The sequence below is a fragment of the ANME-2 cluster archaeon genome (assembly GCA_019429385.1).
Lineage (GTDB): Archaea > Halobacteriota > Methanosarcinia > Methanosarcinales > Methanocomedenaceae > Methanocomedens_B.
The window spans coordinates 1-12,156 of the sequence record JAHYIS010000050.1 but is presented as its reverse complement, the minus strand read 5'-3'; the positions used below and the strand labels follow the sequence as shown (position 1 = coordinate 12,156).

The following is a 12,156-nucleotide window of genomic DNA, read 5'->3' as shown; positions in this document are numbered from 1 at the left end:
ACAAGTGCACCCTCGATCGGATCCCCACTCGCAGTCACAACAACATCCGCAGCCGCATTACCCGTCAATACCGTAGCTAATACTGATACCACCGCCAGAATCAGCGCAATTCGTTTATACAAATTTGAACCACCATTTAAGTCGAACATAACAATTCTCCAATCCTATAATTCTATTTAAGCATACTTTAATTTGTTATCTTTTTCATAGGAATATAAACCTTTCGCTTTATATATATCTCATCCAATTTTACCTAACATCAATTCTCCCTAATATGAATCTGATAATCCGACCGCGAATGGATTTCCTCACATACAACCCCATCAAAATGAAGAAACGAACCCGGAAATATTCCCTGTGGGTTTTCTCTCCAGCAAAATATCCTGCACAACAGACAGGTCTGCCAGGACTTCAACAGTCACCGAATTATTTGAATGATACCAAAAATCACCGGTCACATTCAATTGATACAGACCTTCTTCAAGGAAGAAAGAATAAAATCCTGACCCATCGGTAATGTTCGTTATCCCTGAACCAGGTGTGATCATGGCCCCCCCGATACCAGCCTGACTGACAGCATCTTTCACATAACCATTGACATACCCGGTACCATTTGAAAGGCCTCCGGATATCACCAGTGCAAAAGGCTGCGGTCCCTGGGGTACATTCGTCCCGTTCACATAAAAGGTATACATCCCGATGGAAGGTTCCGGTAATTCAACCTGCTCCACATTATTAATGTTGTCCCCCCCATTTCCGGGATAGCTCCCCGAGGGCCCGGAAATCACAAGATCAAGATCATTGACCAGTTTGATCCCCGCACCCGGATTCCCTTCATGATCAGTCCAGACCAAAGTGGCCCGAAGAGGTATGGAATTATTCGCCACGTAATACCTAACATTCCATGAACCTGATGTACTCAATCCACCCCCGCTCTTTTCATCATGATACCGTATCGAACCGGGATATTCAGGGAACAGGGAATTGGTAATATCTATCCTGCCCCAGCCCTGTAGATCGGATGAAAGACCTAGATCGATGGCTCCATTTATCAACGTAGCTTTGATCAATGCCGCACTGGGTACAATGGATTCGTTATCCACATAATACTGGCGGACCAATGCTCCTGCTCCGGCAGCGGTGGGAGTTGCCATGCTTGTCCCGGTGTTATATGCATAATAGGAGTCAACAATTCCCCAGGGATAACTGGCACCCGGCATACTTGACCGCGTGGAAATGATATAGGTCCCCGGTGCCACGACATCCGGCTTTATTCTGCCATCATCGGTCGGACCCCTGCTGCTAAACGAAGCGACCTGATCGATATTATCGGACAATGACCCTTTCGAGGGCCGGTAATTCTCGGACGCCCCCACGGTAATCACATTTTTTGCACTACCCGGTGAATTGATGGTATTGGCCCCCGGACCATTATTCCCGGCTGCTATGAAGAGTGCACTCTCTTTGTTGTTCCAGACGAACTGGTCGGTCTCCTGCGATAAGGACGTATATTCACCACCATCAGCAGACCCCCAGCTATCACTGTGCATCCTGGCTCCGCTGTCATATGCATCCTGAAGGACTTCCGAAAAACCACCGGGAAATGGGAAATAAATATACGTTGAACCGGCGTCATCTCCCAGTCCCTGGAATACAATATTTGCACCAGGCGCCATTCCACGGTACGTGCCACCGGACCTTGAACCATTTCCTGCTACTGAACCGGTCGTATGGGTACCGTGACCGTTATTATCATCCGGACTTGAACCGATATAATTGATAAACGCTACACGACCATCAAAATCCAGGTGAATATCCCCAATAATGCCATGGTCATCAATTCCCGTATCCAACCCGGAATCTGCCACAGCCACTATCTGTCCGCTTCCGGTCAATCCATGCGTGTTTTGCATTTCACTGGAATGTATGATGGTGGCAGCAATATCATTCGATATCTCAGGTTGAATATAGTTTTCCATCCAGTTCACTCCATGAATGGAAGAGAGAGCCGGTATTCCGGAACTTTCAATCCTGACAAGGAGCCTGGTTCCGGAACTTTCAACGATCTCGCCACCAAGTTTATTGATCGTACGGGAAACCCGTTCATTGTCCTTTGATTCAAATAACAACAGGGTAACATTCTCAGAGGTCATCTCGCTGGCTCCCACTTCTTTTTGGCGGGCCGCCGATGCCAGGAGAGCCGGGCTTATCCGGTATTCCGGCCGGTACAACCCGACCCATTGCACCACATCTAACGAACCTACCTGCATTTCCGCGGTAGAGTTCATCAGTACAATAAAAGCATTATTCGGAACATAATCAAATAATTCTGCCCCTGTATTCCTTACAGCCTGTTTCATGTCTTCTGTTACGTATCCCCTGAATTGCACAATATAATAGTCGGCAGCCCTATCCGTATCATTTGACATGTTCGCTGCCGATAAGGGAACTTCAAAAGGGGGCATACTGCTGGTTTCGAACTGCGCATTCTTCAGAAAAATTGCATTCTTGTTTTTGGAACTCAGCTCTGGACGCTGGCCGGAAGCATCTGGTAATGATGCAAGAACGATCACCGAAAATAGTATCAAAATGACTGTAGCCACAAAGATCATTTTCAACTTCTTATCCAAAATCATCTTCATCTCACATCGTTCGAGTTTCGAAACATAGCAATACACTATAATAGATACCTGTGATAGATACTTAACCTGAACTATGCACCGGTTTTAATCTATGTAATAGTATACCTGTGTTTGTATAAATCTTTCCTAATGGAGAAATCTCTCCACCCTGTTTCAGGTCATATATTGAAAAATGTCCTCTTCAACTTTATTTTCGTATATTCTTGATGTAAGGTCTATGGTTCAATTGAATATCATGCTGGTGATGTAACCGGCGTATTTCCAGCGTTTTTTTTGACACAGATTTCACAGATTTCACAGATTCGCAGTTGTAGTTGTAGTTGTAGTTGTAGTTGTAGTTGTTGTTGCTGTTGCAGTTGTTGTTGCTGTTGCATCTATATTTGATATATTCGCCCGGGATTCAGGTATTGTGTCCGTTATGCATACGTAGTGGATACCCGGACCCTGGACCGATATGTACAGGATTCGGGACGGCCTGATAACTATTATTTACTAATACCTCATTAGCACAGAAGTGATGATACACAAGAACCTGCGCGACCTTACTGTTATTGAATCAAAACGCCTGCTTGACCGGGCAGGCGGGATACAGGACGTTTCTGCAACAGTATCCGTCATACTTGCCGATGTAAAGGCCAGAGGCGATGCTGCCCTCAGGCAGTATACCAAACAGTTCGACAGGGTGGATATTGATGTTATTGAAGTGGACAGTGGAACAATTGAATCTGCACTTGAAACTGTTGAACCAGGTCTTTTAGAGCACCTCAGGACCGCTGCCGAGAATATCCGCGCGTTCCACAGGGCACAGATGGGAGAATCCCAGTGGTTCATGGAATCCTCACCTGGCATCATGCTGGGGCAGAAGACCACCCCCCTGGCCGTGGTGGGTGCCTACGTACCGGGCGGCAGGGCATCATACCCGTCCACAGCGTTGATGACCGTGATCCCTGCAAAGGTGGCAGGAGTCAGGAAGGTGGTCGTATGCACACCCCCCGGACCCGACGGAGTAAACCCGCTTACACTGGCAGCGGCACACATTGCCGGTGCCGACCATGTCTACCAGGTCGGCGGCGTACAGGCCGTGGGTGCCATGGCTTACGGCACCGAAACCGTGCCTGCTGTCGATAAAATAGTGGGCCCGGGGAACGTGTATGTCACGGCCGCCAAGATGATGGTCAGGGACCGCTGCGAGATAGATTTCCCGGCCGGGCCCAGTGAAGTGCTTATCATATCCGATGAAACGGCAGACCCTAAATTCATTGCTGCTGACATGCTGGCCCAGGCCGAGCACGACCCCAATGCCGTATCTGTGCTGGTCACTACATCGGCGGATGTGGCGAAACGGGTTCGTACCAGCCTGCTTGAGATGACCAGGACTGCAGCAAGGAAGGAGATAATACAACAGTCGCTGGAAAATGCTGCAATACTGGTTGCTGAGTCACTTGAAGAGTGCATCGATTATTCCAACAGGTTTGCTCCCGAACACCTTGAAATAATCACCGCTGATGACACAAAGGTACTTGATGAAATTACCAATGCGGGTTCTATCTTCCTCGGGCAATATACCCCGGTTTCGGCAGGTGACTATGCTTCCGGTACCAACCATGTGCTTCCTACTGCCGGGTATGGAAGAATATATTCCGGGCTCAATGTGGACCATTTTGTCAAGAAGTCCACCATCCAGAAGCTGAGCAGGCAAGGACTGGCTCACCTGGAACCTACTATTACTTCACTGGCAGAAGCTGAAGGGCTGAGCGCGCATGCAGAGGCTGTGAGAAAAAGACTGTATTGAAATCAGTCCATGGCGCCTGGTTTTTTTCACGAAACGTTTAAATAACTTTAAAAGTAAATATAGTAAGGTGAATACTATGGGGAACTCTAATAAATCACTCGTTAATCTGATAGTAGGAATTGTACTGGTCGTAATAGGTATTGCATGGTATGTTATTGATATTCCTGTCCTGTCGTCATATCTGGACAACCCTATCACTTTTACTCCCATGTGGAAGATACTCGCTCTTTTCGTGCTGGGTATGTTTGGTATCTGTGTCTTCTTTATAGGTCTTATCCTTGCATGGATGGGATGGGATGACTACAAGATGCAAAAAGAGATGGCCAGCTCAGAAAAGCCCGAAACAAAAGAAAAATGGGGAAAGGAAGAAGAAGAGATAAAGGACGAGGAAGAAGGCTCTGACAGGGAAGCAAAACTTGAAAAAGAACTCAGGGCTGAGATGGAAAAGGAGACCGAAAACTCTGAATTCACCTGCGACGTATGCGGTAAGACCGTGAAGAGCAAAGCAGGATTGGCTGCCCACAAGCGCTCGCACAAATAAGTTCAGGACAGTTTGACTGTCGCAACATAGAGATTCCTGTCCCCCAGCAGGGGGACATTGAAATCATTTATCATTGTAACTCTGAGGGTATGATTGCCTGCACCCAGCAACACGTTCCCAAAGGGTACTTCTATTTTTGATGCGCTGGTTATTTCTTTATCACCCATTATCATCCCGTCGATCTCAATCCTGGCAATGGCCCATTCATCCGGCATAAAGGGCCAGTGTGCCTCTGTACCCCGGCCTGTCAGGATAACACTGTAGACTGCATTATGTTCTGATTCAAAAACCGCATTCAATTCATCGTCAGGACCACCGCCCGGTGATGATAGGATCCATTCATTGAAATCCAATACCACAGGCGGCAGGGTAAAAGCAATCTCAGCGCTCCCATCATGCAGCCCGGACGAGCGGGCAGTGACCACACTCAATCCTGTATCCCCTGATGTTATGGTCATACTTCCACTGCCATGGGAATTCGTTATGACCTGGCCCGTGCTCAGGTTCCCGCGTGAACTGCTCAGGTTGATGACCCGCCCCTCTGCCTGCACGTTGTAACCCCTGTTATCAATGACCTGAACACTGGCTCTGGCAGCCGTCACTCCATCAGCAGGCACTGAATCCGGCTGCACTGACACCAGCAGTCCGTTCGGGAGTCCTCCCGTGTTGTCAGGTCGTATGTACGCATCCACATCATCAGTCAGGTGGGACAGGGTGTAGATGTCACCCCTGTCATTGACCAGTTCAAAGGTCACTGACTGGCTGCCTCCCTGTACTACCAGTGCCTGGTGCAACCCGTCCACCACATTTGCAACCCAGTGGCCGCCAGAAAAAACACCTTCTCTGAGATGAACAGGACGTTCAAGTTCTACAGGTGTCTTGCTGCCGCCTGTGAGTTTGTAATATATCACATTGCCATTACCAGTGTCAAGTCCGGGCGGCGTGTCAGTGAGAATGCCGTTGTTGTCGGGGTCAGGGTCCGCACCAAAGGACAGGTATTCAAGATTGTCCGGCAGCACCATGTCAAAATTCCTGGTATTCCCTGGGGGAGCATACGGGTCGGACAGGTCACGGGCATATCCTGATTGCATCTGCCAGAAGGATGACTTCAATTCACCCACCTGTCGTTGCATCAATGAATCATCCATCTGGGGTCCGGCATTGTTCAGGCCGATCGCTGCAAGTGCGATTATGACACCGACCAGCACCAGGTAGACTACCAGTTTCAAGGGAACGGTATCAATAGCCTGCTCATCGTCCCATATTCTAACCATCAATTCCCGTTAAAAGATAACAACGCATAAATATGATTTGATATTTTATCCTGCCGGATTAGTGACACAATGGACAGACCAGATGTAAACGGCAGGATCGAATCATTTGACCAGAACTTGCGGAGCCTTGACAGGCGTCTGCGCGCGATTGAAAGGAGATTGTCCGGAAATACGACCGCATTAAACCAGGTTTTACCTGAAATCGGCCAGTGTACAGACATCGATATTGATGAAATGAATGGTAAAATAACTGCCTTCCAGGTAATTCTGGATGAGATGCGATTTGAGATGGGATCGTTAAGGTCGAACGAGCTGAACCAGGTAAACAGGTCATTGAACGAAACGATGCACGATATCCAGTCCTTACATGAAAAAATAGAAGCTCTTAGCGAGCAGCACACAGCTCTGAAGAACCAGACCGCCACAACAGTAGATTCGATTAGCAGCGACCACAAATCTGAATTAGCCCACCTTGGCAAAGAGCTGGAAGAGGTAAAGCGCAGGCTTAAACGCCAGGAGAACATGAACAAAATAACCATTGGCAGCATTAAAATACCTGTGGAATTATCAGGCATTGTGGCTTCCGTTGCTCTTATTGCCACTGGTTACCTGGTTTGGACCGACAGGTGGGAGATCATAAGGTCTACCTATTACCCGGTGGCATTGGCTGTGTTATTTGCAGCAGCGGTCATCATAAAGTTCGTTATGTCAAACAGGCAACCTGAAACTGCATAAAATACCTCTTGACAACATTTCAACGTGAGACTGCTTTCAGGGCAAAGTCGTTATTAGCATCAAGAAAACCCTGCCTTTTTGCAGCTAATTTCAAGTATCCCTCACCGTTTACGCTTAGGGTAGCTGTATCCAGACTGAGTACTGAACGCCCGTCAACATCCGTTATTCCGGACGTAGAGGTATGAAGCCCGTAGATTATTACGGTAGCATCTTCCACTGCACGGCCGTCCACATCAATGACCTGTACCGTTATGTTCCTGACACCGCTGTTGGTATGCAACACGTTGCTCGTAGTACTGTTATCTATGCCGATAATGTCAGCGTGCATGCTTCTGGGAACAAGGTTCACATCTCCGATAAACATGATCATTGCAGCAAGTCCTGCCATCCCGATAATGGTCAGGACCACCATGCGCATAGGCATGCCCGTAGTTGCAGACTCGTCGCGAAGCATACTCAGGTTATGAGGATGGCTGACTCGTCCGTATAATCATAAAAACCATTGGATTTAGCTACCAGTTTCAGGTCAATGGAGTCCTGGTTCACCCTGATGAACACATTGGATACCGTAACATTTGCCTGTCCATTTGCATCGGTCTTGGCAGAACCCTGGCCACCACCACCTGATATGATTACACTGGCTCCCTGCACCGGGTTGTTATCCCGGTCATATAGAGTAAGGCCTATTTCGACATCAGCAGGCACACCGTTTGGAATGTTCCCGGTCACACCGGAATTACCATCAACCGAATCCACTTCGACAATAAGATTTTTCTTTGACTCGGGGATGATAGCCAGCAATGCTGCCAGTGCAACCATACCCACCACAAGCATTACGACAATATTGATCGGTAATTCCATACCAGTATCGTCTCTTATAAAACATCTGTTCGATTTTGCCATTTTCGTACCCGCATGTGCGACATCAATGAAATATTTAAAGTTTGCGAAATTTTGTGGCCGTTTCATTGATGGTGTGTCTTATGATAATTTATCTTGAGGTGGTTCACAGTCGACAATCAAGATATATATTACATCCACACGATAACATAGAATAAGAAATTGAATACCAGTCAGTATTAAGGTCTGACTGGCAAACCTAAACAAGAAAATCCTCCATTCGGTCGGATTTACTTGAGTACGTAAAGTTATACTTTATGTACTATAAAAAATCAATCGGTTATCAGAATGCTTGAACGTATAAAAAAATTGATTGATGAAGGCAGCTATGATGTGAAAATGCATGCCAGAAAGAAGATGGTAGAGAGGAATATAAAAATAAGAGAGGTTAAAGAAGCAATAAAAAACGGTACAATAATTAAGGAATATCTGGATGATAAACCACTTCCCACATTTCTTTTGTATGGAAATACTTTAGAAAGAAGACCGATTCATGCTGTAATAGGATTAGACGAAGAAGTTGCAGCAATTATTACAGTTTATGAGCCAGACCCAGATAGATGGATTGAATTTAAAGGGAGGAGATAATTATGCCAAGATTAAAGAAATGCCCGGATTGCGGTGGGAAAATGAAACCTGGAAAAACAGAGTTCCTGACAGAATCTGATGTGGGGTTAATTGCGATTGAAAATGTTGATGCAGATATCTGTACCATCTGTGGTTCAGAGTATCTGCCCGCAAAGTCTGATTACTATATTGAAATGACTGTGGAAAAGATTCTCGCTAAAAAGGTTAGCGCTCATCACGAAGCAGTGTTTCGGGTAGCTTCTGAAGCATAGCGTGGGTAAATATTAGACGGGATTTACAGGATGGTACGAACCTTTTAATGTCCTGTCAATCCTGTCCATTAATTCAGGCAATGTAATTGAATGTTTAACATTATATCGTGAACAATTATGTTACCCATACGATGTTAAAGTGAACCACTTTTTTACAGCCCCGAAGTTTCATACAATTGCGGTAAATAGTGCCCGGCTTACCACAACAGAAATAGAAAAAACCATTATAGAAACAGGCAGGGTCTGACCCAGGTCATACATGAACTGTGCCTTATCCCCGCCATATTCGATACCACCGGCAAACCGTACCAGGATTATGACCAGCACTATCATATAAAAACCGACAGCAAGTATGAAAATATTTGGCGGTATGCTCTGTTCCATGCCGCCCCCCACATCAGACATTATGGAAGCCATCCCCATACCTTCCGGCAACCTGCTGGCTTCAAGGGAAATGTTTTGCAGTATCTTCTGGATGACCTCTGAAAGTGCAAGAGTGACGCCCGCAATGAGCGGTGCGAATATGGTTGCAGTGGATTTCATGGTCGAGGTCACGTCATAGAGTGACCCCTTGATATTCTCCTCTACATCCTGCAATTCCTTCAGGTGGTCTGCCAGTTTCACAATGGCTACCCCTGCCGCCTGGTGACTTTTGTACACGCTCTGTGTGAACAGGCGCATAGTAGTATGTACCCGCTCTGAATAGATGTTCCGGAAAGCTCCATATTCACTGTCAAATATGGCACCTACCAGTGTTGTCCTGAGCAGTGATAGGTTATTTGCCACATCCTGGAAGGCATCCCCGATGCGTGTACCTTTCATGGTCTGTGCGGTCTGCATGAAAGCCCATTCCGGAGAGCGTCCGTCACTGATACGGCGGCCCAGCACGAACAGCGCATCAGCGAACTGGTATTCTATCTCCTTAATGTCATCCCTGATGCGCTTGTACGGTGTATAGATCCCGATGGCGTACAGGGTGATAAACGCCGTGGCACCCCATATCAAAGGAAATGAAGGCGGTATGTAGCCGGTCATGGCGCCCGTACTCACCAGTCCCAGAGGATTGCCGTATGCCAGCCAGAGGTACCCTGATGCCCCGATTACGATTGCTATGACCAGCGCAATTATCGATGTCAACCGCCTGGTTTGTTTGATGTTCACCAGGCGCGGGTGGGAGTCACGGATCTGGGGTGGCGGGAATGTAGCAGGGCGCTGGAGCAGTATATATTCGGCATAACCAAAGGTTGCCAGCGGTAGTATCAGGTCATAGAGCAATATCAGGATGACGGCATCGATCCGTACACCCACGATGGTCAGGGCCGGCAGCAGGGCCACCAGGGCCAGCGGAATGAGAATGAAAATGCTGTACAGGATATAGGTCGGCGTTTTGAGGCGGGCCGCGAACCCTCCCATCATATGCCTGGTCCCCTCAAGCACGATATCAAGGCTCTTGTTCAAGGTAATAACACGCTGTGCTTCATCAGGCTCATTGGTACTGCTCTTAACAAGGTGTAGTGCCCGCTTGAAGTATTCGCTGTTCTTACCCCACTGGTTTGCGAAGGCTATTGTGGCATCATCCATACCAGTGTATACCCTGACATGCATGTCCCAGATGAGCTTGCGCAGGTCACGGGCCATGGGCCGCTCAGAATTGGTTGCGGCAAACGTGATGGCACGTTCCATGTTGGACACAAGTTTCATGCTCATGACTATGTAGGAAAGTATCTCGGGAATGTCACCCAGGGAATGTATCTTCATGAACCTGGCATGAATCTTGGGATATTCGCTCAGGTAAACCAGCACGAACAGGGGAACGAGCAGAGTGGTCAGTACCATGAACGCAATGGTACCGGTTCCAAATATCGTGAACTGCAGGAGGAGCAGGTCCATAAAAACCAGGAACAGGAAAGAGAGCAGGGTACCACTTATCGCCAGCATCTGCGATTCATACGGTTCCACCTCAAGACCGCAGAAATTGAGACTGTCAATGAATTCCTGGCTGACCGACAGTTCGCTCTTTTTTTTAAAACGCTCAAGGTCACCCACCAGCCAGCTGAAATACTGCACTGAGCGTCGACATGATGTTGAATACCAGTTGTCGGCCATGGAATCCTCCAGGGGGCTACGAGGATTTTCGAGGTATATATAGGTAGTGAAATCTTTAACCGTGGCCTTGAGAAAGACTGCCTCCAACCATGCAAAAGTACACACGGTTGTACTTAAAGTTCTGTAACAATGAATAAAAGGTTAGTGAACGGGTTGGGGAGTGGGGGTTAATTAATAAAAGACCCGCACACTAACGGGATTCTCATAGCCAAACCTCTATAAATACATTCCGATTTATTTTCCCTTTATCGCCTGCTATATATACCCGGGCACACCTGATAAATGCATGTACATCGGCCATGTAAATCTAAAAGGCAATCTCCTGCTTGCACCCATGGCAGACGTGACCAACCTCCCATTCAGGTCAATGTGTAAAAAGTACGGCGCAGCTCTTGTATATTCAGAAATGGTGGATGCCGATGGCGTGATACACCATAGCAATAAGACCATTTCAAGGATCGTATCATCAGAGAAAGAACGTCCAGTCGGCATCCAGTTATCAGGAGCTTCCGCCCGGAGTCTGGAGCAGGCAGCCTGTTTCGTTGAAGAGCAGTTCAGTCCTGACCTGGTGGATATTAATTTTGGATGCCCCATACGGCATATCGTCAAAAAGGGATGTGGTGCGGCATTGATGAAGAGTCCGCAGTTGATGGCTGATATTATGGAAAAAGTATCTGGTTCTATAAGTGTCCCGGTCACTGCAAAGGTAAGAGTATATAATGACCCTGCCAGGACATTGGAGATGGCTCACATGCTTGAAGATGCTGGCGCCAGTGCGCTTACCGTACATGCCAGGACGCCACAACAGAACTATTCCCACAGTGCCGGTTGGGATGTTATCCGGGCAGTAAAAGAAGAATTGACCGTACCGGTTATCGCGAACGGTGATATTGACAGCGAATGGGCGGCCCGGGCCGTACTTGAGCAAACACATTGCGACGGGCTGATGATAGGCCGCGCAGCCATAGGAAACCCGTTCATATTCAGGAGAGTAGGATATTTCCTTGAAACGGGAGAGTTGCTCGAACCGCGCGGCGTATCCGAACAGGTGGATGATTTTTTTGGGTATATTGATATGTCCAGGAAATACGGTCTGCTTGATTATGCTGATGTGAAGCTGCATGCCAAGTGGTTCACACGGGGAATTGAGGGAGGAAAGTTGCTGCGCACCAGGATAAATGCAGCAAAAGATATTGACAGTGTGCTGGAGGTCATGGGCGGGATAAGGTAATCAGATTTACCTATTCCCGAGCTTCTCAAGCTTTCCACGCACTCCATCATAGAACTCACACCACTCATCAAAGTCGCAACCCGAGTTCCACGGCAT

At 47.4% G+C, this 12,156-nt stretch carries 11 protein-coding genes; 6 read left to right on the top strand and 5 right to left on the bottom strand.

Annotation, left to right across the window (positions count from 1 at the left end; genetic code table 11):
• Window positions 1-323: 323 nt before the first annotated feature.
• Window positions 324-2,636 (bottom strand): S8 family serine peptidase, encoded by a 2,313-nt coding sequence (locus tag K0A89_12245; protein MBW6519255.1) that lies wholly within the window; start codon window positions 2,634-2,636, stop codon window positions 324-326.
• A gap of 523 nt (window positions 2,637-3,159) precedes the next feature.
• Between K0A89_12245 and hisD the strand changes: the two genes are divergently transcribed.
• Together hisD and K0A89_12235 are read left to right on the top strand one after the other, a co-directional pair.
• Entirely contained in the window at window positions 3,160-4,434 is a 1,275-nt protein-coding gene (gene hisD, locus K0A89_12240; GenBank protein MBW6519254.1) for a histidinol dehydrogenase, read from the top strand.
• A gap of 76 nt (window positions 4,435-4,510) precedes the next feature.
• Window positions 4,511-4,975, top strand: coding sequence for a C2H2-type zinc finger protein (locus K0A89_12235; GenBank protein MBW6519253.1), 465 nt, complete (start codon window positions 4,511-4,513; stop codon window positions 4,973-4,975).
• Window positions 4,976-4,977: 2 nt separating this feature from the next.
• Here K0A89_12235 and K0A89_12230 read toward each other — a convergent pair whose 3' ends face one another.
• A complete protein-coding gene (locus K0A89_12230; GenBank protein MBW6519252.1) occupies window positions 4,978-6,249 on the bottom strand; it encodes a hypothetical protein in 1,272 nt (423 codons plus the stop codon).
• 69 nt (window positions 6,250-6,318) lie between these two features.
• Between K0A89_12230 and K0A89_12225 the strand changes: the two genes are divergently transcribed.
• Window positions 6,319-6,984 (top strand): hypothetical protein, encoded by a 666-nt coding sequence (locus K0A89_12225; protein MBW6519251.1) that lies wholly within the window; start codon window positions 6,319-6,321, stop codon window positions 6,982-6,984.
• A 19-nt stretch (window positions 6,985-7,003) separates the two neighbouring features.
• Here the strand turns inward: K0A89_12225 and K0A89_12220 are convergent, their stop codons facing one another.
• On the bottom strand, window positions 7,004-7,438 hold the full coding sequence (locus K0A89_12220) for a hypothetical protein (protein MBW6519250.1): 435 nt from the start codon (window positions 7,436-7,438) through the stop codon (window positions 7,004-7,006).
• A gap of 2 nt (window positions 7,439-7,440) precedes the next feature.
• A complete protein-coding gene (locus tag K0A89_12215; protein MBW6519249.1) occupies window positions 7,441-7,845 on the bottom strand; it encodes an Ig-like domain-containing protein in 405 nt (134 codons plus the stop codon).
• 327 nt (window positions 7,846-8,172) lie between these two features.
• Here K0A89_12215 and K0A89_12210 point away from each other — a divergent pair, with 327 nt between their 5' ends.
• Both K0A89_12210 and K0A89_12205 read left to right on the top strand, forming a co-directional pair.
• A complete protein-coding gene (locus K0A89_12210; protein MBW6519248.1) occupies window positions 8,173-8,472 on the top strand; it encodes a DUF4258 domain-containing protein in 300 nt (99 codons plus the stop codon).
• 2 nt (window positions 8,473-8,474) lie between these two features.
• Complete coding sequence (locus tag K0A89_12205) at window positions 8,475-8,723, top strand: YgiT-type zinc finger protein (GenBank protein MBW6519247.1); 249 nt, start codon at window positions 8,475-8,477, stop codon at window positions 8,721-8,723.
• A gap of 168 nt (window positions 8,724-8,891) precedes the next feature.
• Here the strand turns inward: K0A89_12205 and K0A89_12200 are convergent, their stop codons facing one another.
• Window positions 8,892-10,829 carry a hypothetical protein gene (locus K0A89_12200; GenBank protein ID MBW6519246.1) on the bottom strand — a complete coding sequence of 646 codons (1,938 nt, stop codon included), beginning with the start codon at window positions 10,827-10,829 and terminating at the stop codon, window positions 8,892-8,894.
• Between the two features lie 286 nt (window positions 10,830-11,115).
• Between K0A89_12200 and dusB the strand changes: the two genes are divergently transcribed.
• Window positions 11,116-12,060, top strand: coding sequence for a tRNA dihydrouridine synthase DusB (gene dusB / locus K0A89_12195; protein ID MBW6519245.1), 945 nt, complete (start codon window positions 11,116-11,118; stop codon window positions 12,058-12,060).
• Window positions 12,061-12,156 lie beyond the last annotated feature (96 nt).